This is a genomic window from Fructobacillus broussonetiae, from assembly GCF_018437275.1.
GTDB lineage: Bacteria > Bacillota > Bacilli > Lactobacillales > Lactobacillaceae > Fructobacillus > Fructobacillus broussonetiae.
Genome location: NZ_JAAMFK010000001.1, coordinates 109,594 through 134,732, shown reverse-complemented (window position 1 = coordinate 134,732; position 25,139 = coordinate 109,594). Strand labels below are relative to the sequence as shown.

General features: G+C 48.1%; 21 protein-coding genes, 1 pseudogene and 1 riboswitch. Of the genes and pseudogenes, 2 read left to right on the top strand and 20 right to left on the bottom strand.

Annotated features, from left to right (window positions below; translation table 11 throughout):
• Nucleotides 1–143: 143 nt before the first annotated feature.
• The 8 genes from G6R29_RS00625 to G6R29_RS00590 all read right to left on the bottom strand — a co-directional run bounded on the left by G6R29_RS00625 (nt 144) and on the right by G6R29_RS00590 (nt 8,981).
• Nucleotides 144–1,001: a DUF1129 domain-containing protein gene (locus G6R29_RS00625; RefSeq protein ID WP_213808425.1), complete on the bottom strand. Its 858-nt coding sequence runs from the start codon at nt 999–1,001 to the stop codon at nt 144–146.
• On the bottom strand, nt 998–1,333 hold the full coding sequence (locus G6R29_RS00620; protein WP_213808424.1) for a PadR family transcriptional regulator: 336 nt from the start codon (nt 1,331–1,333) through the stop codon (nt 998–1,000). The genes G6R29_RS00625 and G6R29_RS00620 overlap by 4 nt, the downstream gene beginning before the upstream one ends.
• 194 nt (nt 1,334–1,527) lie before the next feature.
• Complete coding sequence (locus G6R29_RS00615; protein ID WP_213808423.1) at nt 1,528–2,349, bottom strand: MetQ/NlpA family ABC transporter substrate-binding protein; 822 nt, start codon at nt 2,347–2,349, stop codon at nt 1,528–1,530.
• A gap of 13 nt (nt 2,350–2,362) precedes the next feature.
• On the bottom strand, nt 2,363–3,499 hold the full coding sequence (locus tag G6R29_RS00610) for a M20 metallopeptidase family protein (protein WP_213808422.1): 1,137 nt from the start codon (nt 3,497–3,499) through the stop codon (nt 2,363–2,365).
• Nucleotides 3,500–3,825: 326 nt separating this feature from the next.
• The gene (gene brnQ / locus G6R29_RS00605) at nt 3,826–5,166 is read right to left on the bottom strand and encodes a branched-chain amino acid transport system II carrier protein (protein WP_213808592.1); all 1,341 of its coding nucleotides are present in this window, start codon (nt 5,164–5,166) and stop codon (nt 3,826–3,828) included.
• A gap of 416 nt (nt 5,167–5,582) precedes the next feature.
• Nucleotides 5,583–6,923, bottom strand: coding sequence for a branched-chain amino acid transport system II carrier protein (brnQ, locus tag G6R29_RS00600; protein WP_213808421.1), 1,341 nt, complete (start codon nt 6,921–6,923; stop codon nt 5,583–5,585).
• Between the two features lie 315 nt (nt 6,924–7,238).
• Nucleotides 7,239–7,811: an energy-coupled thiamine transporter ThiT gene (gene thiT, locus G6R29_RS00595; RefSeq protein ID WP_213808420.1), complete on the bottom strand. Its 573-nt coding sequence runs from the start codon at nt 7,809–7,811 to the stop codon at nt 7,239–7,241.
• Between the two features lie 81 nt (nt 7,812–7,892).
• Nucleotides 7,893–7,991: riboswitch (TPP riboswitch) on the bottom strand.
• 126 nt (nt 7,992–8,117) lie between these two features.
• Nucleotides 8,118–8,981 carry an alpha/beta hydrolase gene (locus G6R29_RS00590; RefSeq protein ID WP_213808419.1) on the bottom strand — a complete coding sequence of 288 codons (864 nt, stop codon included), beginning with the start codon at nt 8,979–8,981 and terminating at the stop codon, nt 8,118–8,120.
• Between the two features lie 223 nt (nt 8,982–9,204).
• Between G6R29_RS00590 and G6R29_RS00585 the strand changes: the two genes are divergently transcribed.
• Nucleotides 9,205–10,557 carry an MFS transporter gene (locus G6R29_RS00585; RefSeq protein ID WP_213808418.1) on the top strand — a complete coding sequence of 451 codons (1,353 nt, stop codon included), beginning with the start codon at nt 9,205–9,207 and terminating at the stop codon, nt 10,555–10,557.
• A 196-nt stretch (nt 10,558–10,753) separates the two neighbouring features.
• Entirely contained in the window at nt 10,754–12,439 is a 1,686-nt protein-coding gene (locus tag G6R29_RS00580) for a glycoside hydrolase family 13 protein (RefSeq protein ID WP_213808417.1), read from the top strand.
• Between the two features lie 98 nt (nt 12,440–12,537).
• Here G6R29_RS00580 and pyrE read toward each other — a convergent pair whose 3' ends face one another.
• From pyrE to G6R29_RS00525, 12 genes and pseudogenes are all read right to left on the bottom strand, one after another.
• Nucleotides 12,538–13,167 carry an orotate phosphoribosyltransferase gene (gene pyrE / locus G6R29_RS00575; RefSeq protein ID WP_213808416.1) on the bottom strand — a complete coding sequence of 210 codons (630 nt, stop codon included), beginning with the start codon at nt 13,165–13,167 and terminating at the stop codon, nt 12,538–12,540.
• A gap of 87 nt (nt 13,168–13,254) precedes the next feature.
• Nucleotides 13,255–13,971: an orotidine-5'-phosphate decarboxylase gene (gene pyrF / locus G6R29_RS00570; RefSeq protein WP_213808415.1), complete on the bottom strand. Its 717-nt coding sequence runs from the start codon at nt 13,969–13,971 to the stop codon at nt 13,255–13,257.
• Nucleotides 13,972–13,985: 14 nt separating this feature from the next.
• Entirely contained in the window at nt 13,986–14,912 is a 927-nt protein-coding gene (locus G6R29_RS00565) for a dihydroorotate oxidase (RefSeq protein ID WP_213808414.1), read from the bottom strand.
• Nucleotide 14,913: 1 nt separating this feature from the next.
• Nucleotides 14,914–18,072: a carbamoyl-phosphate synthase large subunit gene (gene carB / locus G6R29_RS00560; protein WP_213808413.1), complete on the bottom strand. Its 3,159-nt coding sequence runs from the start codon at nt 18,070–18,072 to the stop codon at nt 14,914–14,916.
• Entirely contained in the window at nt 18,056–19,162 is a 1,107-nt protein-coding gene (locus G6R29_RS00555; RefSeq protein WP_213808412.1) for a carbamoyl phosphate synthase small subunit, read from the bottom strand. Before G6R29_RS00555 ends, carB begins: the two co-directional genes overlap by 17 nt.
• A gap of 10 nt (nt 19,163–19,172) precedes the next feature.
• Nucleotides 19,173–20,435, bottom strand: coding sequence for a dihydroorotase (locus G6R29_RS00550; protein ID WP_213808411.1), 1,263 nt, complete (start codon nt 20,433–20,435; stop codon nt 19,173–19,175).
• 2 nt (nt 20,436–20,437) lie between these two features.
• On the bottom strand, nt 20,438–21,361 hold the full coding sequence (locus G6R29_RS00545; RefSeq protein ID WP_213808410.1) for an aspartate carbamoyltransferase catalytic subunit: 924 nt from the start codon (nt 21,359–21,361) through the stop codon (nt 20,438–20,440).
• A gap of 351 nt (nt 21,362–21,712) precedes the next feature.
• Entirely contained in the window at nt 21,713–22,105 is a 393-nt protein-coding gene (locus G6R29_RS00540) for a tautomerase family protein (protein WP_213808409.1), read from the bottom strand.
• A 75-nt stretch (nt 22,106–22,180) separates the two neighbouring features.
• A complete protein-coding gene (thiM, locus tag G6R29_RS00535) occupies nt 22,181–22,957 on the bottom strand; it encodes a hydroxyethylthiazole kinase (protein WP_213808408.1) in 777 nt (258 codons plus the stop codon).
• A 3-nt stretch (nt 22,958–22,960) separates the two neighbouring features.
• Entirely contained in the window at nt 22,961–23,611 is a 651-nt protein-coding gene (gene thiE, locus G6R29_RS06485) for a thiamine phosphate synthase (protein WP_338017260.1), read from the bottom strand.
• Between the two features lie 12 nt (nt 23,612–23,623).
• A pseudogene (gene thiD / locus G6R29_RS06480) lies at nt 23,624–24,406 on the bottom strand (bifunctional hydroxymethylpyrimidine kinase/phosphomethylpyrimidine kinase); the annotation flags it as partial.
• 26 nt (nt 24,407–24,432) lie between these two features.
• Nucleotides 24,433–25,071, bottom strand: a complete 639-nt coding sequence (locus G6R29_RS00525; protein WP_213808406.1) for a thiaminase II/PqqC family protein — start codon at nt 25,069–25,071, stop codon at nt 24,433–24,435.
• Between the last annotated feature and the right edge of the window lie 68 nt (nt 25,072–25,139).

The window sequence follows — 25,139 nt, the reverse complement described above, 5'->3', positions numbered from 1 at the left end:
TCTTTAAAAAGAACGACTGTTCTAACGTAAAAACGTTCTTTTAGCATACGCACACTTATAAGAAAACTGCCAGCAATTCAAGAATTAATATGTAAAATAAAAAGACAAGAACTTTTTTCAAACCCCCGTCTTTTTCAGACAAATTAGTCTTCTTTATTCATCTTTTTAGCCGTGTAAACCGTGTAGACGTTAAAGATAACAAGTCCGGCAAGCATGATTCCGGCCAAGATCAAACGACCACCCTTGCTGAGCAAAAGCCCGTCAAGAATTGGTAAGCGTGTCAAAACTCCAACAACGGCTGACAAGATGACGAAGAACAAGATTGGACGCCAGATGTGGTCCTTATCATCATCCTTATCCTTTTTCTCCTGCTTCTTTATAAAGACAGTGACACCAATCAAAACCAACACAATGACGAAAATACCAAGTGTCCCATCCAAGTTGATTTGAGCTGGCGTGTGTAGCCAAAACGTGATGGCAAAGGCGGGAAAGAGCACCGCACAAGCGATGACGAAGCTCATCAAAGACTTCATCCAGGACGCCATCTTACTCTTCTTAAAGAAGTAAATCGTCTTGCCAATGAGGAAGAAACCGACAATGGCTAAGAGTGTCAGGTAAACACCGGATAGCAAGAATGAACCGAGGTCCATTGGCTTTCCAGGAATGGGTAAGCTAGGTAATAGTGAGAAACCGATATAAGCACCAAAGCCATAAAGAAATAGTTTAGCTGCTTCAGACAATTTGTTTGGCGTTTGCTGTAAAATTCGGTCAGCCACAAATTTTGGGTCCGTTCCGAAATAATCAGCAGCTGACTGCCCGTTCTTTTGGGCCTCCAAAATGTCTTGTAAGATGGCAAAGAGTTGCTCTTCCACCGTTTGTTCGTCCTTCAAAACGCCCTGTGAACGGACGTAGAGTAAGAAGTCCAGGTAGAAGTCTTCGTTTTCCTTATTCAACGCAGCACGAAGCTCGTTATTTTGTTCAATTAATTCTTCTGTTGTCATGCTTGTTCTTCTTTCGTTAGATTACCCATGGCAGCGACTAAGTAGCCCCATTGATCAAGAAATTCTTGCTTGGCAAGCAATCCCTCGTCTGTTGTTTCGTAGTATTTACGGGATGGACCATCAGTGGATGGTCGGCTCTCACTTTTAACGAGCCCCCGCTTTTCCATGGAGGTTAAGAGCGGATAAATGGTTCCCTTCGGCACGGACTCTAGCCCGACTTCAACGAGTCGCTGGCTGATGCCGTAGCCGTAGTTCGCTTCTTCGGCCAACAAGATTAAAAGGATTCCCTGCAAAAATCCCTTGAGCAGTTGGCTGGACACTTTGTGTTCCATCACTTAACCTCCCCTCCCTATTGGAATGATTTGAGTATATCGAAAGATAACTAGTTTGTAAAGCATACTAGTTATGCTTTTTAACTCACATTCAAAGTCAGACCCGCGGGCATATCTTTTTTATGACCTTTCAAGGCCGTTTTCAATCAAGCAAAAAGCCGGCCCGGAACGGGACCGACTTTGGCATCTTATTTTTAATTATCAACTGTTACCCACGCGTGGTCGCTGTTCTTCTTTTCAAAGTATTTCTTGAATTCTTCGGACTGGTAAGCCTTTTTAACGGCCTTCGCCCACTTCGTGTTTTGCTTGCTCTTATTTACAGTCAAAACCAAGTAGTAATCATCCATCACGTTTTCCTTCACCAGAATCTCCTTGGCTGGAACCTTGGCGGCATAAGCGACTGATCCAGGAAGCACAACATAAGCGAATTCATCTCTTACACGAGGAATCGTGGAAGAATCAATTTCTTTGAACTGGAGGTTGTTTGGATTGCTTTCAATGTCCTTTTGCGTAACGGTCACTTCGTTTACGCCTTTTTTAAGAGTAATCAAACCGCTTTGAGCGAGGATGCGATAGGCACGCGCCTTATTTGATGCATCATCCGGAATGGCAATCGTGTCCCCATCACTTAAGTCAGCTAATGATTTCTTGTTTCCTTGGTAAAGGCTCATTGGAACGGTTGGAATCTTAGTTAAGGCAGTCAAGTTACCCTTCTTTTCCTTGTTAAAATTCTTTAAATAGGCGCTGTGCTGGTCAACATTCACATCTGCTTCGTTATTATCCAACGCAATATCGGCGTTTAGTAAGTTGTTAAAACTCTTGTTTTTAACTGTGTAACCTTCTTTTTCAAGAATTGGCTTAATACCGTCCATGAACAGCTCACTGTATGGTCCAGGAGCTGTGGCAACGGTAATCACCTTGCTCTCATTTGCTTTATGTTTTGGCCCAAAGGATAAGTAGCCCAACGCGAGCACGGCAATGGCCGCAAGTAACCAAATCATTTTCTTTTTTGTCATTTTCTTTCTCTCCTTAATTCAATTTATTCGATAAAATTTTTGAAGCTTCAACGTACCAGTCAGCCGCTGTTTTCATGGCTTCGTCTTCGACTTGTAAATCTGAATGGTGCAGTGCGTTGTTTGCCCCAGAGCCAATCTCTGCAAAAACAGCTGGGATAGACTGGGTGTAGAAAGCAAAGTCCTCGCCTCCGGCAGAAGCTGGGTTCGAAACAATGTTTAGCTTTTCAGACAAGGCGTTGTGCACCTCTTTTGATAATTCTTCGTCATTCCATAAGACCGGTGGACCAGCTATCCATTCAATGTCAGCCGTTATGCCAAAGGATGCAGATTGGAGCTCAACAATTTGTTCAAAGCGCTTTTTTGCGAGCACTTGATCTTCTTTACTAAAGGTCCGGATTGTTCCTTCAAAGAAAGCGTCATCGGGGATGACGTTCCAGGTCGAACCGGCGTCAACGTGTGTCACGGATAGAACAGACGGGTGTTGCGGGTCGATGTTTCGAGAGACAATGCTTTGGACAGCTGTCACAACGTGAGCCATTCCAAGGATTGAATCGACGTTTTTGTCCGGGTGAGCAGCGTGTCCGCCCTTGCCGTGCAGCTTTACTTTAAACTGGTCCACAGCCGCGTTTCGTGCGCCAGCTTCGATTGAGAGTGAGCCGCTTTCCATCGTCGGATCATTGTGAAAGCCAATAATGAATTTGGCATCGTCTAGAACACCGCTTTCGAGTACTAACTGCGCCCCTTCGTGCGTTTCTTCAGCTGGTTGAAAAACAAAGAGGAGGCGGACCTTTAGTGACTCTTCTTGTTCCTTTAATGTAACGGCTACAGCGAGTAAGGAAACGGTGTGCAAGTCATGCCCGCAAGCGTGCATGATTCCGTCGTTTTTTGACTGGTAGTCCAACTTTGTTTTTTCTTGAATTGGCAAGGCGTCGATATCGGCTCGAAGGGCAATGATTGGCGCGTCTTTTGGTCCAAGCGCAGCAACCACCCCTGTTTTCAATGAAGTTGGCGTTATGATATCAAGACCCTCTTGCTCCAAGTATTCTTGAATACGTGCACTTGTTCGATTCTCTTGCATCGCTAATTCTGGATGCTGATGTAAGTCGTGGCGGAAGCGATAAAGTTCCATCCATTTTTTCTCTGTTAACATGATTTCTCCAATAAAAAAGCCAGTGTCTCAGTATCGTCATACTGAAAAACTGGCACTTAGCGGGATTATTCCGAAAAGATAGTCAAGTTGATGCAATATGAACGCTAAAAAGTCACCTTGGTTAAAGGAGCTAATCAATCGTTCATATTGAATTTCGATTGCTAGCTCTTACTTTGCGTAACAGCAGCAGTTCTTTTGCATCATTGACATCGGATATCTCCCTTTCGTTTTAATCTTGTTTTTAGTTTAGCATGAAATTTTTTTCTGTCAAATCAAGCAAAAAGCCGGCCCGGAACGGGACCGACTTTTATACAAAGAGAAATGATTTATGCAGCGGATGGACGCTTAAGTAGTTTGAAGGCAAAAGCGAGCACAGCACCGAGCAAAGCTGGCACAATCCAACCAAATCCCATTGAAGCCAGTGGCACGACCTCATGGTAGGTGTTGACAGCGGCTGAAACGAAGCCGAGATTCTTGAACGGAGAACCAGCCAGGGCATCCAAGAGCGCAGGAACCGTTACCGCAGCGACAACGAAGCGGTACCAAACGGCATCCTGCTTCACCCACTTGTTCAAGACCCCCAAGAAGGTCAAGACCAAGGCGTATGGGTACAAGAGGAGCAAGACTGGGATTGACCACTTGATGATGTTCGTCAAACCGAAGTTGGCGGATACGAATGAACCAACGGCGATGACGCGGAGCCAGTAAACGTAAGGCACCTTAGGAAAGACCTTGTGTAAGTCCTGTGAGAAGGACACGAAGAGTCCCATGGCCGTTGTGAAGACGGCAAGCGTCACGACAACACCCGTAGCGAGGATTCCAACGTTACCGGCGTAGTGCGTGATGATGTTGGAGAAGGCTGCCCCACCGTTTTCTGAAGCCGTCATGGAACCAAGTGATGACACACCAAGCAAGACAACGGCGACGTAGATAAGTGATTCGACAGCGATGGCTACCAAACCAGACTTGGCCAACACCGCCGGCACGTTGTGATCCTTGAAACCGAGGCCACGAACGGCGTAGACAACGGAAACGGCCAAGGCCAAAAGCGCCAAACCGTCCATCGTGTCGTAACCGTCCAAAACACCTTGGAAGCCGGCGTGTGCTTGGTAAGCCGCAGAAGCGTGCTGGTGGAGGTCACCCATTGGCAAGACGAGGCCGGCCAACAAGATGAGGGCGAGCAAGCCCAAGAAGAGCGGGTTCAAGTACTTCCCTACCCACTTCATCAGGTTTGATTCCTTCACCGTTAAGAAGTAAGCCAGGCCGAAGAAGGCTGCTGAAAAGAGGAACATGGCCAGTTGTTGGTATTGAGCCGGTACCAATGGGGCCACACCCATTTCGTAGGCCGTGGCGGCCGTCCGGGGCGTTCCAATCGTTGGCCCGATGGTGAAGTGGATGGCGACGAGGACGACCGTTCCAAACCAAGGGGCAACTGGTTTTGCGATATCATACACTGAGTTCGAATTTGTCAGTGCAACGGCCAACATGGCCAGGAATGGCAAAACGGCTCCCGTGAGCAGGAACCCGGCTACGGCTGGGAGCCAGTTACTTCCAGAAAGCTGTCCGAGTTGGACGGGAAAGATTAAGTTTCCGGCTCCAAAGAACATCCCGAAGATCAATGATGCGACCAAGAACAATTGCTTGGTTGATAGTTTCTGTTTTTCCATCATGAAAAACTCCTTTTACGATTTCAATCTAAAGCTGGAGCAAACAAAAGAAGACCAGCCACGTAACTGTACGCAGCTGGTCTTCTTTTGAAAACTCCTCATCAGCCGCCTACCCTTTTATGGGGATAGGCAGCTCAAAATATCAGCACCCTATCCCTATGGAATAATAATGCTGATAATAATGGCTTGGTTGTTTTGCAATGAATGAGTCATTTTGTTCTCTCGCTTTATTTGATATTTATATTAAAACATGATGAGAAAATAAATGCAAGTTTTCATTTTTCTTTGGTCGGGAGGAATTCTTTTTTGGGTGGTGCACTGGCTTGATTCAAGCGTTACGAGGCCGTTTTCAAGCAAGTAAAAAGCCGGCCCGGAACGGGGCCGACTTTTCGCGCATTAGTATCTAAAATAGTTGATTACTTTCCCGAAACACGCTCCGCCGTTTTGTAGCCCAGTACAACGATGGCACCCATCAAAGCTGGCACAACCCAACCGAACCCTTCTGCGGCAAGCGGAATAATCTGATAGTACGTGTGACCAATTGCTTCGATGAACGGAATGGTCTTCAGTGATGAGGCCAAGAGTCCGTCAAGGATGGCGGGGATGGTGATAAAGGCCATCACGAAGCGGTACATCATCTTGTCCTGCTTCACCCACTTGTTCAAAACGGCCAAGACCGTCAAAACCAAAGTGAATGGGTAAACCATCATCAAAACGGGCGTTGAGAAGGCAATAATCTTCGTTAAGCCAGCATTTGCCGTGATGAAGGAACCGATACAGGTGATGCGCAGCCAGGTCACGTATGAAACCTTTGGGAAGACGCGGTGAAGGTCCTGCGCAAAAGACGCGGACAGTCCCATGGCTGACGTGAACACGGCGAGCGTTACCACAACCGCCGTTGCCAAAATACCAACGCTTCCCGTGTAGTGGTTAATCACGTTTGAAAGCGCCGTTCCACCGTTATCAGAAACGCCCATGATGCCGAGGGATGAAACACCCAACAAAGCGGTGGCGATATAGATGAGCGACTCCAACAAGATGGCGTAGAAACCAGACTTCGCCAAGAGTTTTGGCACCTGCTTGTCAGAAAAGCCCATGTTCTTTACGGCGTACACAACGGAAACGGAGAAAGCAAGCAAGGCCAAGCAATCCATCGTGTTGTACCCTTCCAAGATGCCCTGGAAAGCGGCCTGTGAATTGTAGGCACCAGAAACGTGCTGGTCCAAGCCACCCATCGGCAGGATAAGCGCCAAAATCAAGATGATGGCCAACATGATCAAAAAGGCCGGGTTCAAGTACTTCCCAACCCACTTCATCAGGTTGGATTCCTTTACCGTAAGCAAGTAAACCAAGTAGAAGAAAATCCCGGTGAAGATAGCCATAGCAATTTGTTGGTAAACGGCTGGAATCAATGGGGCGATTCCCATGGAAAAAGCCGTCGCAGCCGTACGAGGCGTGGCAAAAAGGGGCCCCAATGAGAAGTGAATGGCCACAACCATAGCCGTGGCAAACCATGGCGCCACTGGCTTAGCGATATCTAAAACCGACGTTGACTTCGTGAGCGACATCCCCAGCATGGCCAGATAAGGCAGCACCGCACCGGTTAATAAGAAACCCGCGATAGCTGGCATCCAGTGTGATCCTGAAAGCTGTCCCATCTGGACTGGGAAAATCAAGTTACCGGCCCCAAAGAAGAGACCGAATATCAGTGACGTGATTAGTAGAATGTGGCTCCTACTCGCTTGTTTTTCTTGCATAAGTGTTCTCCTAATTTCTATTGAAAAGTTTCATTTCCACAAAAAAGGCCAGTCGCATAAGCAACTGGCCTGTCATTTGACTTCATCAGCTAGCTGCCCATCCTTAAGTTTGGATAGGCAAGCCAAAAATTCAGCACCCTATCCTATCGGATAAGGACGCTGACGACGACGGCTAAGTTTGAAGTCAAATTCTTGTTCATGGTAAATCTCTTTTCTGAAGTTAAGTTTATTAAAGCATGATGAGAAAAAATTGTCAATTAAAAAAGTCTGGACCGAACCAGACTTTTAAGTGCTGCCTTAATTGTTAGACAAAAACTAATTCTTTGCCTTCAACATTGCTGGGTAAATCTTGACCATGATGGCCACAACAATGAAAGAAGCGATGAATGATGGCAACATGTAAGAACCATTGTAAACGATGGAGTAACCCCAAATCGTTTGGTTCTTTGGCACCCATTGACCAAAGAAGATAACGGCTGACAACAAGTGACTCAAGAAACGGAGGAATGAACCGATGAAGAGTCCAACAAAAAGTCCGCCGTAGAGCTTGCCTTGCTTATTTTCTGCCAAAGCCGTGACAACCATCTTTTGCGTCAAGGCCGCAAATCCCACAACCGTAAAGGCCAAAGGATAGTCCATGAATGCTTGAACCGGCGTTAGGATGTAGGCACCAAGGATTAACTTAATCATTCCAAAGAGGAATCCGGTGGTCAAGCCACCCTTTAATCCGTAACGGTAGGCCATAATCATCGTTGGCACCATTTGGAAGGAAATGGATCCTCCCTGACCCCAGAGCTTCAAAGACCAGAAGCTCAAGACGACGGACAAGGCGACAAAAAGCGCCATTTCAGTGATGAAGTGCAAATTGCTTTGCTTTGTGTTTTGCATGTTTCTCTCCTATGTATACAAAAAGTGACGTGCTCGCACAAAAAAACAACGTTCGGAACAGCAAAAAGCATCCAAACGTTGTTTGTCTTTTTCTGTTTTCCCTACGCGTGTCTTAACACTACAGGTTCGGAGGGTCGGCTTTCGCACTCTCAGCTCAAATGAGCACCCCTAAACGGAACGTTATTAATTTGTAGTTCTAGTATAGACAATGAGCTGCGTGATTGCAACGTTTTTGTTTAGAAAAGTCCCAACCGAACCAAGCCAACAATAAAAGCGTCCATAAAAGGACGCTTTTTCTTCTACTATTTATTTTTTCAAGAAGGCCAAGATGGCTTCGTCAACTTCCTTGCTTTCGTGGAGCTTGGAATGTTGCCCATCTTCACCAGAGATTAACTTTTCTTGGTAAGTTGATGGATTTTGTACAAAAAAGCGAAGCGACTTAGAAGAGTTGTTATACACTGTCGTATCGTTTGCTGCACCACCTTGAGAATTACCATAGATGTTCAAAACCTGTACGGCATGGTTTTCATAGTAAGTCTTTAATCCGAGCAAACGGCGGAAGTAATCCGTTGGGACAAACGGCTCACCGGATGGCTTCAAAGCAGAATTCGAATCCTTTTCCGTGACCATCAAGCCGTTGTAGGTTCCGGCAATATCAATCTGTTTCTTAACTTCAGGCAAAGCGGAAGTCTCCGCGTTCTTACTTGCCATCAAGTAGGAAGCAATGGCCATGTTTCCCATGGAATGGCCGATCAGGTTCACCTGGTTAACCCCCTGCTTCTTCAAGTTCGCCATGATGGTTTGAACCCAAACGGCGGTCTTGTTGAAGTCCTGGTTCTTATTGTCATCAAACTGAACCAGAATCAAAGGATTCTTATCGTTTTTTGAAAGCGTGCGTCCCATCGTGACTTCCCCGCTTTTTGAAACGGTCACGTCCATGCGACGGTTTGAATAACCATGGTCAACAAGGTACTTTGACATGGACTTCTCGGCGTTTCTGGAAGAACCATAACCGTGGAAGAAGACGGTCGCCGTCTTTGGACTCTGTTTCTCAGGTGCGGGATTGGAACGATTGTGTGCAGAAAAAGTTTCGACTCCCGCGTAGCCAATTAAGCAGACGAGTGCAATGATCAAAACGGTTCTGACTCTACTGTGTTTGTGTTTCTTCATCAATGAAGACCTCCAAATTCTAAGTTCTATTGTACAGCTTTTTAGAAAAGATGTCCTATCTAACAGTTAGGGTCGCATATATGCAATGTAGGACACACCCGTTGACCAGAGCAAATGTTAGCGCTTACTCTAAGCGTGCAAGTACGTATGCGCTAGCGGTTGGCTTGCAGAAAAAGCAACCATCCGCGAAAACGACTTTTTCATTGAACTACGAGGTAAAACCATGACAAACAAACAGAAAAGCACGAAGAAGAATGCCCTACCAAAACTCAGTCAGCTCCAAATCTTCTTCATGACTTTTGGCTTCTTCGGAACACAGCTCGCCTTTTCCATGCAGACTGGAACGATGGGGCGTATTTTCCAGACCATTGGCGCCGATCCAAATAAGCTGGGATTCTTCTTCATTTTACCGCCATTAGCCGGCCTTATTGCACAGCCCGTTATCGGGTATCTTTCTGACCGGACCTGGTGTCCGCGCTTAGGTCGGCGGATGCCCTACCTGATTGGTGGTGCCATCGTCGCCATCATCGTGATGATGCTCTTACCAAACGCTGGTTCCTTTGGATTCGGGTTTGCTTCAGCCACCGCCCTCGCCTTCGCAGCAACAACGGTGCTTTTCATGGACGTTGCCTGTAACGTGACACAGCAGCCCTTTAAGATGCTAATCCCGGATATGGCCAACGAAGAACAGTCGCAAACACTCTGGTCGATGCAAAACATCTGGGGGTCGCTTGGCGCGTTGACCGCCTCTGTCTTTCCTTTTTTTCTCACAAAAATGGGCATCGCAAACACTGAACCAGTCGGTACGATTCCACCATCCGTTCGGATTTCTTTCTACCTGGCTGCCATCATCCTGGCGCTGTCCGTTCTTTTCACGGTCCTTTCAGTCGATGAGTATACACCGGAACAGATGCAGGCCTTCCACGGACTCTCAAAAAGCAGCAAAGATGTGGCAAGTAACCGAATCAACTTCGTGGAAGTTGTGAAGTCCGCACCGAAGGTTTTTTGGCTCCTCGGATTGGCTGATTTCTTCGTCTGGATTGCGATTCCTTATATGTGGACTTATTCAACTGGCGCTTTAGCAGAAAAGATTTGGAAGACGACTGACCCAACGACCGCTGCTTACCAAGCAGCCGGGAACTGGTTTGGAATGGTGCAGGCGGTCTACTGTGTGACCGCTGTTTTGGTCGGCTTCCTCTTCGTTAAGTTGAATAAGAAGACACGTCGACCGGCTTACAGCCTTGCTTTGATACTCGGTGCCTTTGGTTTCCTGCTCATCGCGCTCGGCACAAGCAAGGGACTGTCCGTTCTCGCCTTTGCGCTCTTTGGAATCGCATGGATTGCCATTATCACCGTGCCCTTTACCATTCTGACGAACGCCTTAACCGGTGAGCGTAACGGGGTCTTGCTAGGGCTCTATAACTGCTTCATCTGCATTCCCCAAATTGTTGCCTCCACGATTTCCTTCTTCCTCTTTCCACTCTTAGGGCACTCGATGGCCAACATGTTTTACATCAACGCCGCCTGCTTCATCTTAGGAGCAGTGATGATTTGGCTGGTGCCTGATGAGCATTAAAATGGCGAACACGAAAAGGACACCCACATAGTCAAAGAAATGACCAAAACAGACCTAAATTCGATTCATTCAAAGGCTTAAAAATCAGGTTTAATCAGGGTTCCACCTGTTTACGAATACACAAGAGTTCGATATAATGGCAGACAACTGCCGATAATAACTCGAGAAACAATGCATAAACCATTGGAGGTTTTTTATGACAGAACAATCAATTAAGTGGTGGCAAAAAGCCGTCGTTTACCAGATCTACCCCCGCTCATTCCAAGATTCCAACAACGATGGAATTGGTGATTTGAAGGGAATCGAATCACGCCTCGACTACGTGAAGAAGTTGGGTGCGGACGTTATCTGGTTGAACCCGGTTTACGATTCACCAAACGAAGATAACGGTTACGATATTTCTGACTACGAAGTCATTAACCCGGAATTCGGTTCAATGGAAGATTTCGAGTCACTCCTTTCTGAAGCCCACGCACGTGGTATCAAAATTGTGATGGACTTGGTCGTCAACCACTCTTCATCAAAGCACAAGTGGTTTATCGAATCGAAGTCTTCAAAGGATAACCCAAAGCGTGACTTCTATATCTGGCGTGACCCAGTAGACGGTCACGAACCAAACAACTGGGGATCATTTTTCTCAGGTCCAGCTTGGAAGTTCGATGAAGAAACTGGTCAGTACTACATGCACCTCTTTGCCGAGGGTCAACCTGATTTGAACTGGGCAAACCCAGAAGTCCGTCAGACGGTCTTTGACATGATGAACCGTTGGGTTGACAAGGGAATCGATGGTTTCCGTATGGACGTTATCTCCCTCTTGTCAAAGCCAGATGGTTTGCCTGATGGGCCCGTCCCAGAAGACGCCCACTACGCGTCATCAAACGACATGGTCGCAAACGGTCCAAAGATTCACGATTACTTGCAAGAAATGCGTGAAAAGGTTTTGAACAACGCGGATATTATGACGGTTGGAGAAGCATCGAACGTGGATATCAAGAACGCCAAGCGTTATGCGGCAAAGGACGGTTCTGAATTGAACATGGTCTTCCAGTTCGAACACATGGAATTGGATGAGAACGCTGATCCAGCATTGGGTAAATGGGATAACACCCCTCTTCCATTGCCTAAGTTGAAGGAGAACTTGACGAAGTGGCAAAACGAATTGGCGGATATCGCCTGGAACTCCCTCTACTGGGAAAACCACGACCAACCACGTTCTGTCTCCCGCTTTGGTTCTGATAAGCCAGAATTCCACGCGGTGTCAGCGAAGATGTTGGCAACACTTTTGCACTTCATGCAGGGAACGCCTTACATCTACCAGGGACAAGAAATTGGAATGACGAACGCCTATAACTTGGACTGGGAAGACTTCAACGATATCGAAATCAAAAACGCGCGTCGCTACCTCGTGGAACGCGATGGCTTGATTGATGCGGATACGTTGCTTGATTACGTGCACTACAAGGGTCGTGATAACGCCCGGACGCCAATGCAGTGGACGGATGGTGAAAACGCCGGCTTTACGACGGGAACGCCATGGTTGAAGTTGAATAACAACTTCAACAAGATTAACGTGGACAAGGCCTTGGAAGATGAGGATTCAATCTTCTACCACTACCAGAAGTTGATTGCATTCCGCCATGATTTGGATATCGTGACGACGGGTCGCTACGAATTGTTGGATCCAGAAGACGAACAGGTTTACGCTTACAAGCGTGTGGGTGAAAACGAGGAATTGCTCGTGATTAACTCATTTGCAGAAGAATCGATCGTGCGCGAATTCGATGTGCCGGAAGGTGCAGAAATCTTGATTTCAAACTACAAGGACGACGCGGGTAAGACGCTGCGCCCTTACGAATCAAAGGTTTACCGTTACGCTAAGTAAGATGAAAAAACAAAAAGAACCCCTTCGGGGGTTCTTTTTTTCATGTACATATTCAAGGAACTGTTCTCTAACAGCAGCCTCCATGCGCATCCAACCGCTTAGCGGTCAAATCCCCATGGATCGGACTGGAAGGCCTTGTAGGACTCCAAATGTTCATCTGAGAGCCAGTTGCCTTCGTGTGCGGCACTAAGCAAATCCTGGTAGTTCAAGATGGTCCCGTAAGCAAAACCGGCTTCGTCCATGTTCTTCTTCAAATCCGTGAAGCCGTAAGAAAAGATGGCAGAGATACCGGCAACCTGATATCCTTCCTTCGTTACGGCTTGGGCGGCCTTCAAGACGGAGCCACCGGTTGAAAGCAAGTCATCAATCAACACCACTTGGTCGTCATCGTTCAAAACACCTTCAATCTGCTTGCCCTTCCCGTGATCTTTTGGCTTTGAGCGAACGTAAACCATTGGGAGGTTCATTTCCTCTGCGACCAAAGCGGCCTGTGGGATACCAGCTGTCGCCACTCCAGCGATAACCGTCACTTCTGGGTACATATCTTGAATCTGCTTTGCCAAAGCCTTCGTGATTTGCTTACGCAAGGCTGGGTAAGAAATTGTCTGGCGCAAGTCCGTGTAGATTGGTGAATGGATACCAGAAGCAAATTCGTAGTGACCACTTTCCTTGAAGGAAACGATTTTCTTTTCGAGGAGTTGCTTTGAAATTTCAGCGGTGTTTGTCATGGTGTGTTCTTCCTTTCAGTTTAAAAATGCTGGTTGTTGGACCCACTTGACCGTGGATGGGCCCGTTTCTTGAATCGAAACGTTAACTTAGGCGTCCAACCAGTCCTCTTCATAGCGATTGTAGGCTTCCTTTACGTAGGCGTTCTTCGTGATGGGACGGCCGACAACGATGGCCGACGCCCCGTTTTTACGTGCAAAGGCTGGGCTTGCCACCCGCTTTTGATCTTGGACACCGTCTTCTGGCAAGCGGATGCCAGGCACGAGGTAGAAGAAACCATCAGCCATTGATTCATTCAGTGTTTGGAGTTCTTGACTCGAGCAGACAACACCGTCTGCCCCGGCCTTTCGAGCCGTTTGTGCAAGCGACAAAACCATATCCTTCATTGGCAATTGAACGTTTTGTTCTTCTTTCAACACCTGGTCTGAGATGGATGTTAATTCCGTGACAGCCAGCAAGACGGGCTCTTTCAAACCGGCCTCTTCGGCCCCTTCCTTCAAGCCAGCCTTTGCGGCCGCGATCATTTCAGAGCCTCCGAGCCCATGGACCGTGACGTAATTGACACCAAGCAAGGCCAAACGATGCATGGCTTGCTTCACGGTGTTTGGGATGTCGAAAAGCTTCAAATCGAGGAAGATGTCGCAGCCAAGGGCTTTGACACGTTCAATAATACTTGGCCCTTCCGCGTAAAAAAGTTCCATCCCGATTTTGACCGTCAATTTTTCGGGTTGATCAAAGGCCGAAAGGAAGTCCAGCGCCCGTTTCCCGGTTGGAAAGTCCAGTGCAATCATCAATGGTTTTGCCATGTCTTGTCTCCTTCTTACAGTTCTTTTACCTTGCCGCGGAAGTCGTCGAGTGATTCATAACCCTTGTCAGCCATGATTTCTTCGAGTTCCTTTTGGAGGCGGGCGTAGACACCCAGGCCTTCCTTAATGACTTGGGTTCCAACAGAAACCATGTCAGCCCCACAGAGAATGTGGGCGAAAACATCCACTCCAGTCGTTACCCCACCAGTTCCGATGATGGCGATGTCGTCGTTTAAACGAAGGCGCAGGGCGCGAACGTTCGCCAAGGCAGTTGGCAAAACCATTGCCCCACCAAGTCCTCCAAAGCCACCCTTTGCCTTCGTCACAACCTGTTCCTTATCAACGTCAACGACCAGACCGTTACCAACCGAATTAATCGTGTTCACGTGTGTGAGTGGGAACTTGTTCAAGACCTTGGCAATCCCGTCAAAGTGGGCTAAGTCAAAGTAAGGTGGCAACTTCACACCGAATGGCTTCTTGAAGAAGGAGCAAACCGTCGTCAAAATCTTTTCGGTTGCTTCAAAGTCGTAGGCCGTTTGCGGATGGCCAATCACATTTGGACAAGACAAGTTCAATTCCGTCAAACCTTCGTAGTCGGAATCCTGCACCTTACGCATGAGTTCGATGGCGTCATCGGCGTTCATTCCAGCAACGGACAGAATCGTTGGCTTACTGTGATCATGTTGCACGTAGTCCAAGTAGAATGGGTAACCCAAGTTTGGGAGCCCCATGGAATTGATTGATCCGTTTGCCAAATCGTAGTAGCGGGGTTGTTCGTTACCCTCGCGTGGCTGCAAGGTAGCTGACTTCGTCACGATTCCACCGAGTTCCTTGGTTGCTTCCAAAGAATCGAGTTCTTCTTGCGTCTGGCAGATAATGCCGGATGCGTTCAAGAATGGCATTTCAAAGTGGTTGTTTGCAATGCTTGTTTTCAAGTTCATGTTATCCTTCTCCTAATTCGTAAACTTTCTTCTCTGCATCGAGGTTCTCGAATGCTTTTGCGTAAGCCAAGAATGTGTCGATGGCGGAGACAAAGGCTGTTCCCTGTTCGACGGCCATGCCGCGCCATACCGCTTCTTCGTTTGTGCCGAAATCGACGAGCAAATCGATCGTTCCAGCAACCATTTCGGCTTCTACTTCGTCCTTAGTAATAAGCGCACTTACAGCAAAACCTACCTTTTCAAGTGACTTTACCGATTCTTCTGACGCTTCCAAAGTCCAACCCGCACCAGTCATCTTTTTTAGCGTTTCTGCCATTTCGACAGCGTCGTCGCCCACGTTATTTAGCACGAGTCGCTTTGCCACCGGTGCCTTCACACCAGCAGCTACGAATGCCTTTTGGAGTGCGGTAGCAAAGTCTGGTGCAGAGCCCATGACTTCACCCGTTGACTTCATTTCTGGTGCCAACTTTGTGTTGGCGTCGTTTAACTTCTCAAAGGAGAAGACCGGCGCCTTGACGTGAATCATGTTTCCTGCTGGCTTGAGGCCTGGCTTAATGCCCAGGTCCGAAAGCGACTTTCCCATCGAGAGCCAAGTCGCAATCTGTGTCATGGCCATCTTCGTGACCTTGGACAAGAATGGCACCGTCCGTGAGGCTCGTGGGTTCACTTCAATCACGTAGGCCTTGCCTTCGTGGATGATGAACTGCATGTTCATCAACCCGATGACACCAAGTTCATTGGCAAGCTTCGTTGAAGCATCGACCATTTGGTCGACAACATCGTCTGAAAGCGTGATGGCTGGGTAAACCGCCATGGAGTCACCTGAGTGAACCCCAGAGCGTTCGATGTGGGCCATGATGCCGGGGATGCTGACTTCCTTACCGTCTGAAAGCAAGTCCAGCTCGGCTTCTTGACCGGCCAAGTAGGAATCAATCAAGACTGGGTGGTCGTTTGAAACCCAAGCGGCTACGTTTAAGTAGCCCTGCAATTCCGCTTCGTTTTGGATGACGGCCATCCCCTGTCCACCAATCACGTACGATGGACGAATCAAGACTGGGTAACCGACTTCCTTGGCCTTTTCTTTTGCTTCCTCTTGTGAGATGGCGAATGCGGCCTTTGGTTGGTGCAAACCGAGCTTTTGAATGATGTGGTTGAAACTGTCTCGATCTTCGGCCAGGTCGATGGCCTTCAGGTCCGTTCCTAAGATTATGGTGCCGTTTTCGTTGATGGCAGCAGCCAAGTTGATGGCTGTTTGGCCACCGAACTGGAGAAGCACACCTTCCGGCTGTTCCAAATCGATCACGTTCAACACGTGTTCACGCGTCAACGGTTCGAAGTAGAGCTTGTCAGAGATAGCAAAGTCGGTTGAAACCGTTTCGGGGTTTGAGTTAATGATGATGGCTTCGTAACCCGCCTTTTGGATGGCCTTTACGGCGTGCACCGTGGCGTAGTCGAATTCGACTCCCTGCCCAATCCGGATTGGTCCGGAACCAACAACCAAGATGGAAGGCTTGTCCGACTTAACGGATTCGTTTTCCTCTTCGTAGGTTGAGTAGTAGTAAGGCGTCTTGGATTCGAATTCACCGGCGGCCGTGTCGACCATCTTGTAGACGGGTAAGACGCCTTCGTCCTTGCGCAGCTTTCGGATAGCGCTTTCAGGTTGTCCGCTTAGCTTTGCAATGTATTCGTCTGGGAAGCCAAGCTCCTTAGCGCGACGAAGTTCGTCCTTATCAAAGACCTGCTTCAACTTACGTTCAAAGGCCACCACGTTTTCAACCTTATCCAGAAAGAAGAAGTCCATCTGGGTGATGTCATGAATTTCTTCGACACTCACACCGCGACGGAGCAGTTCCGCAATCATGAAGAGTCGGTCGTTTGTGGCGGGCATGAGCTTGGCCTTCATGTCTGCGACAGATATTTCGGCGTAGGCATCCCCCGAGAAGTCGTTTTGCGTACTTTTCAGAGATGATACCGCCTTTTGCATGGCTTCTTCGAAGTTACGACCGATGGCCATGACTTCTCCGGTTGCCTTCATTTGCGTGCCAAGCGTTGGTTCAACATCCTTGAACTTGTCGAATGGGAAGCGTGGAATCTTAACGACAACATAGTCCAAGGCAGGCTCGAAGGCCGCCCAGGTCGTCATCGTGATGGGATTTTTGATTTCATCCAAATTCAGGCCGACCGCAATTTTGGCAGCCATCTTGGCGATTGGATAACCCGTTGCCTTAGAAGCTAAGGCAGATGAACGGGATACTCGTGGGTTCACCTCGATGATGCGGTAGTTAAAGGACTGTGGGTCCAGCGCCATTTGGATGTTCACCCCACCCTCAATTTTCAAAGCGCGGATGATCTTCAAGGCGGAATCACGCATCATTTGAAACTCGCGGTCGGCCAGTGTTTGTGTTGGTGAGACAACGACTGAGTCACCGGTGTGCACACCAACTGGGTCGATGTTTTCCATTGAGGCAACGATCAAGGCGTTGTTTTCGCGGTCACGCATGACCTCGAATTCGATTTCCTTAAAGCCCGCGATGGATTCTTCAATCAAGACCTGGGTTACTGGTGAGAGGTCCAAACCGTGGGCAGCGATATGTTCGAGTTCTTCGTCGTTGTGAACGAAACCGCCACCGGAACCACCCAGTGTGTAAGCTGGACGAACAACCAATGGGTAACCAATGCGTTCGGCGATTTCCTTTGCTTCTGCCATGTTTGTTGCGATGGCTGAGGCGGGTACCGGTTCGTTTAAGTCAGCCATCAATTCCTTAAAGGATTCACGGTCTTCGGCCTGTTCAATGGCCTTCAACTTTGTTCCAAGGAGTTCGATGTCTAGTTCTTCCAGCAAACCGGAGTCGGCCAATTCCTTGGCGAGGTTCAATCCGGTCTGCCCACCAAGCGTTGGCAGGATGGCGTCTGGCTTTTCCTTGCGAATGATTTGTTCAATGTAGCCAGTCGTTTCTGGTTCAACGTAAACCCGGTCGGCAATCTCTTTATCCGTCATAATCGTGGCGGGGTTCGAATTCACCAAGATCACTTCGTAGCCTTCTTCTTTCAAGGCCAGGCAGGCTTGGGATCCGGAGTAGTCGAATTCCGCTGCTTGTCCGATGATGATTGGTCCTGAACCAATAACCAGGATTTTGTTTAAATCAGTTCGCTTTGGCATAGAAAGGCTCCTTTTTCGCATCTTTAACAGCTGCTAAAAACTTATCGAAGATGTACTCTGAATCGTGTGGACCAGGGCAAGCATCCGGGTGGAACTGAACAGAGAAGGCGGTGCGGTCATTCAAGCGAACCCCCTCCACCGTGTTTTGGTTAATTTCTTCGTGGGTTACTTCTAACTTAGTGTCTTTAACGGAGTCACGGTCAACGGCGTAACCGTGGTTTTGAGACGTGAAGTGCTTTTCTTGCTTATCGACGTCCCAGACCGCGTGGTTGAAGCCGCGGTAACCAAACTTCATCTTGTAGGTCTTAGCCCCGTTAGCCAAGGCGAAGAGTTGGTGTCCGAGGCAGATACCGAGGAGTGGGTATTCGTCTTGTAGTGCTAGAATCATTGGATAAGATGCTTCGTAGAGTTCAGGGTTACCAGGACCGTTTGAAAGCAAGACACCGTCTGGGTCAGCTTCGCGAATCTTTTCGATGTCGGTTGTCCAGTCAAAGTGCAAGACGTTCACACCACGCTTCTCGAGTGCCTGGGCGATGGAGTTCTTCAAGCCGAAGTCAATGAGTGCAATCCGAACAGCGCCCTCGTCTTTGACTTTTCCATTACCAGCCACGTACTCTTCCTTCTTGCTTCGTTCAACGAGGAGTTGGTCGTAGTCCTGGGCGAAGAGCTCCTGAATCTTTGTTTCGTCTAGGCTGTTAACCAGCACGCCCTTCATGGAGCCCTGCGTCCGCAGTTCCTTAGCAAGCTTACGCGTATCAACGCCTTCGATGCCGACCACGCCGTTTTCCTTGGCGTATTCAGGAATTGACATCACAGAGCGGAAGTTTGATGGGCGCTTGGTGATTTCCTTGGCAACAATCGCGTCCACCGCCGGGCGGCTTCCTTCGTTATCGTCCAAGTTGATGCCATAGTTACCAATCAATGGATAAGTGAAAACCATGCTTTGCCCGAAGTAAGACGGGTCGGTCATGGTTTCTTGGTAACCGGTCATGCCGGTTGAGAACACCACTTCCGTGAGCAATTCTTCGTTTGATCCGAACGCTTCACCGCTGTAGATGGAGCCGTTTTCTAACACTAAGTACCGTTTCATCTGCTTCCCCTTATTGTTCAAAGACGATGTTGCCATCGACCATTGTTTTCTTTACGCGTCCAAAGACTGACTCTCCGATGAATGGGCTGTTCTTCCCCTTGGAGTAGAAGTCCTTTGCATCAATTTCAAATTCTTCGGTTAGGTCTATCAAAGTCAGGTCCGCACTATCACCGACCTTGAGCTCTCCTGCGTCTTTTAGTCCAAAGACAGCAATCGGATTCTTAACCATCCACTTAAGAAGCGTTTGCAGGTCGACCAAGCCGGACGCTACAAAGCGCGTGTACATCAGTGGGAAGGCGGTTTCCAAACCGACAATTCCGAAGGCGCAGCCACACATGGAACCCTGCTTTTCGTGGGCCTGGTGTGGGGCGTGGTCGGTGGCGACCATGTCGATGGTGCCGTCAAGCAAGCCGGCAACCAAAGCCAAGCGGTCTTCACGGGAGCGAAGCGGTGGATTCATCTTGAACATGGGGTCATCACTGATGATGTCTGTTTCGTCCAAGAAGAGGTGGTGCGGGGAAACCTCGGCGGTTACCGGAAGGCCCTCCTTCTTGGCTTGGCGAACTAAGTCCACTGACTCTTTCGTTGAAATGTGGGCCACGTGGTAGGAGCAGCGCGTTTGACGGACCATCATCAAATCGCGGGCTAGCTGGCTTGATTCAGACAGGCTGTTCATTCCTGGCAAGCCGAGTTTGTCTGCTCGGTCACCCGCGTTCATTACCCCTCCGTCGACGAGGTCGTCGTCTTCGATGTGGGCAGACAAAACCTTTCCAGCGGCCTTAATGGCTAGCTGGGCTTCGTACATGGTCTTGGCCGATTGCAAACCGTGCCCGTCGTTTGAGAAAGCGGCTGCTCCAGCATCGGCGAGCTCTTCGATTGGGCCAACTTCTTTTCCGGTTAGGTCCGCTGAGATGGCCGCGATTTGACCGACCTTGATTACACCGTTTTCTTCATTACGCTTAATCTGGCTTTCCAAGCGTTCGACGTTGTCGATGACCGGCTTTGTGTTGGCCATGGCGAGGACGGAAGTGAAGCCTCCAGCAGCTGCGGCCTTTGAGCCGGTTTCAATCGTTTCCTTTGCTTCCTGACCAGGATCGCGGAAGTGCACGTGCACGTCGACCAAACCCGGAAGTGCCGTGTAACACTTTCCGTCGATGATTTTGTCGTAACCCTCCTTAGAAGATTCGTTCAAGAAAGCCTTGATACGTCCGTCTTCAATGATCATGTCGGTTTGCTCACCGTCCACGATGATGTTTTCGATTAACGTTTTCATGTTTAATCCTCCATCCAGTCGTTTGCTTGAAGCACCTTGGTTAAGAGTGCCATGCGTGCGAAGACGCCGTTCTTCATTTGCTTGAAGATGCGGGAGCGTGGTCCGTCGACCAGCTTGGATTCGATTTCGATGCCGCGGTTAACTGGTCCCGGGTGCATGAAGATGGCTGAATCCTTCATCAACTTGGCTCGTGCTTCATCAACTCGGTAGTGTGAAACGTAGTCGTCTACTGAAAAGCTTGAGGCTTCCTTGTCGTCTAGACGTTCGTTTTGCACGCGGAGGCACATGACGACGTCGGCGTCCTTGATGCCTTCGTCTAGTTCGACGTAGCGGCCGTAGTTGTTTAGGTCTTCGTTCCACCATTCTTTCGGCCCTGCAAAAGTCAAACCCATACCGAGCTTCTTGAACACGTGGGCGTCCGAGTTCACCACCCGTGAGTGACTGAGGTCACCAACCATCAAGACGTTTAAGCCGTCGAACTTTCCAAATTCCTGCTTAATGGTGAGCAGGTCCAGCATGGTTTGGGATGGGTGAACCCCAGCTCCGTCACCCGCATTTACTAATGCGAGCTTCACGCCTTCTTGCTTCACCGTATTGAACCAGGCGTCTTCAGAGTGGCGAACCACCGCAATGTCCATGCCGATTGATTCAACGGTCTTTAAGGTGTCTGACAAGGTCTCGCCTTTTTTGACAGAAGAAGCAGCGAGGTTAAGATCGAATCGGCTGAGTCCCAAGTTGTGCTCGGCCATTTGGAAAGACGTGACCGTTCGAGTGGAATTCTCGAAGAAGAGGTTGGCCACCTTAACATCCTTCTTCAACGCCTTTGGCTTCTGCCCTTTTTCGTAGCTCTCCGCTAAGGCAACTAACTCAAAGATTTCTTGCTTGTCCAAGTTCGACAAATCTAAGCAGTCTTTTCCTACTGACATGAAAACGCCCCCTATTTTTCGTACAAAAAAAGCCCTGATCAACGATCAGAGCTTACGAAAAAGGCTTTGTTTGTAGTTGGACTGAGTCCCTGGGTTTTTAAGTCAGGATTCGCCAAATAAGCTTGCCTACCTCCGCCTCTCTGGACTTCCTCGGTAAACAATGCGGCAACAATCCAACCAAGCCTTTTTCGATTCTCTGATCGACTTTAAAGGTTTGATTTGAGTTACTGAAAGCTTAGCACTCTTTTTTCAAAGAAACAAGATTTATTTAAAAAAAACACAACAATTCCTTTTTAAACTAGAAAAAAACAGCTCTTTTGTCTTAAAAGAACTGCTTTATATCAATACGTATTAAAGGCTACCGTCCAAGAAATGGTTCTTTCCCATTCCAAATGACCAGTCTTCGGCGTGGTTTGTCGCAAAGGAAATGATGACGTCTTCAGGACGGACACCAGCTTCCTTTTCCAATACTTCAACCAACTTCTTCGTGAAGGCCTTCTTGGCTGGCATTGGGCGTGGCGTTGACAAGACCGTGAAGAACAAGGCCTTGTTCGTGCGTTCGTATCCCAAACCAACGTCTTGGAAGCAGATTTCGTAGTCTTCGTGTTGCGTGACGATTTGGAAACGATCGCGATCAGGCAAGTTCAGCGTTTCCTTGGCAACGTCGAATGACAATTGCATCAAGTTCTTGATTTCTTCAGGTTGGTATTGATTCTTGATTAAATCCATCTTTAAAAGTGGCATAAGTAACTCCTTTATTACATGAAATGAATAAACCTAGTTTAACACTTTCAACAACAAAAAGAGCTTACATTATTTTCAAAGCACTTTAATATTTGCAAGTTTTGCCAACGTTGCATCCGACAATGTCGCCAAATAGTCGAAGACGGCGTTCCGAAATGTCGCTGGTCCGTGCACATCGTCGCGTTCGATGGCCAAATCCGCCGCCACCGTTAAGATGGAGGCAACCTTAGCTAAATCTTCTAATGAAACGCCGTGGGCTAATCCTAATGCCAAAATAGCGTCTAAGACGTCCCCCATCCCCACGTTGACGGATAAGTAAGGGTGTCCGTTGCGAAGTTCATAAACCGTTTCACCATCGGTCACAACATCCACTTCACCTGAAATGACAACCCAGACTTCTTCTTGCTTGGCGTATGCCTTTGCGACCTGAACGGCGTTTGCATGAGAGGTCGAGTCAATGCCCAATGCGGATTGTTCGTTCATCAAAAGCGCAGCGATTTCAGACAAGTTACCACGAACAACTTCGGGTTGGACTTGTTTCATCGTGTCAATGGCGTTCAAGCGACGCAAATTAGAAGCACCGGCACCAACGGGATCAAAGACGACGGGCTTGCCAAGCTTCTTGGCCACCTTTCCCAGGCGAAGTGCACGTTCGTGGCTTTCTTTTTTAGTCGTGCCCATGTTAATGACCACGGCTGAAGCGAGGCCGACGAGTGTTTCGTCGTCGCGTTCGTCATCGTTCGCTAAGGGTGAGCCGCCCAAATAAGAGATAGCATCCGCAACTAATTGTTCAGTAACGTGGTTACTATTCATGATAACCATAGCGGGATTATTGCGCATTTTGTTTAACATTGTTTACTCCTTCTTGCTCAGTTCAAAGACAGTTTTGTACAAATTATTGCTTTTCGTAAAGGCGGAAATGGCAGCGACTCCATCGGCGCCGGCATCAAGGATACGGGAAGCGGTTTCTTCACTTACACCCCCAATTCCAATGACGGGAACGGGCGACTTCGCTTTAATCGCTTTTAAGCCGTCCAAACCAATGGGCAACTTGGCATCTTTCTTCGTCTGTGTGGCGAAGACCGGACCGACACCGATATAGGCGAGGTGTTGGAAGAGGTGCTCGCTCTTTTTGAATTCTTCCATGGTAGAGATGGAGAGGCCGATGAGAAGATTGGGGGCTTGCTGAACAATGTGCTCGACGCTTGTATCGGATTGACCAACGTGAATGCCATCGGCATGAGACAAAATGGCAAGATCAAGGTCGTCATCGATGAAGAATAAGGAATGGTTATCGCTACAAATTTGTTTTAATGCTTTGGCAAGGACGACCTTGTCTTCCCAGTTCAGCTTCGTTTCGTCCTTCTCACGAAGCTGAACAACTTTGACGCCTGAACGGCAGGCGCTCTTAACTAAATTAGCCAACGCGCGCGGACTGCCGCTAATGTTCTCTGTTTCAATAACCAGCTGCGGTCCAAGGACCTCAAGGCCAAATCCAGTTCTCACCTTGTTGGGGTCTGCCCAGTTACCATGATTGAGTGGTCCGTGCCCGTGTCCAACAAAAAGTGAATGATTGATGATTCGGTTCATGTAGGCATGTCCTTCAACGATGGCCTGTTTCAAAAACAGGCCCTTTGCCAATCCTGAAGTGATAGCAGAAGACAAGGTATCACCAGTGCCGTGTTTGTTTTCGTTATGAACTTTAGGACCGGTCATGAAGAACTCTTCGTCCTCTAACAAGACATAGTCGTAGACCGTTTCCATTTCAAGGTGTCCACCCTTCACAATCACGTTTGGAACACCGCTTTCTTGGATAATAAGGCCCGCAGTCTTCATATCTTCTTTTGATTCAATGGTCATGCCAGCAAGCAGTTTCGCTTCAGGCAAGTTTGGTGTAACGAGCAAGGCCTTTGGCAGCAAGTCTTTCTTTACTGCCAAAACGCCGTTGTCATCGAGCAACTGAGCACCGCCCTTTGCGACCATAACGGGATCAACAACCAAATTTTTAACACCGTATTTCACGACGTTCTCCGCTACTGCCTGCACACGGTCAGCATCAAACAAAGCGCCAGTCTTAGCCGCTTTGATATCAAAGTCCGCGTACAAAGAATCAAACTGAGCATTAATCATCTCAACTGGTGTTGGCATGACATCTTGCACGCCGTAAGTATTTTGAGCGGTCAGCCCCACAATCACAGAAGTGGAATAAACTTCAAAGGCCTGCATGGTTTTGATGTCCGCCTGGAGCCCGGCACCGCCTCCGCAGTCAGAACCAGCAATCGTCAATGCCGTTGGATACATCACTTTCTTTTGCATGCTAAACCACCTTACATGGCTTGTGCAAAGAAAAGATCTTCGCACTTCACAGCTTGAAGAAATGCTTCAAGCCCAGCGGCTTGCTCTTCTTCACTCATTTTTTTAGCTTTTTCATCCAATGCCTGAAGCAAGTGGACGGTGATGCCACCATCCGTTCGTTGGTAGAAGTCGAACCACTCGTAAAACGGGTTTGTTGGTGTCATCTTTCCAGCAGCAATTGATTGTTCAGCAAGGTAAGCATAGACGTATGGGCATGCAGCTAAGGCCGACATTGAGATAAAAGGACTGGCTTCTCGGCTCGTCTTCAAAAGGTTTAAGTACTGCTTCGTACCAGGCAAAAGGTCAACTTCTTTTACTTCTTCTGGTCGACCACTCGCTTCTTCGACCAAATTCAAAAGCATTTCGTGTGGTTCTGTATCACCGTCTTCTTGAAAAGCTTCAAGTTCCTTTGAGTCGATGCCAAAGGCTTCCAATGTCTCGCCAAAAATTGGCAGGAAGTAACCTAAGTAGGATTGATCCTGGCTCACGTAGTTCAACAAGGCTTCTGCGTTAACATCCCCATTGATCATTTCTTGAATGAAAGCATTGTTATAAAATTCAGGCAAGTGCGTGGCCAAAATTTCTTCCATTTTTTCACTGTATTCTGTCATACTCTCTCCTTTATTCTCTGACACTTATTTTTGACAATAAAAAAAGTCCCTGGCATAAGCCAAGGACG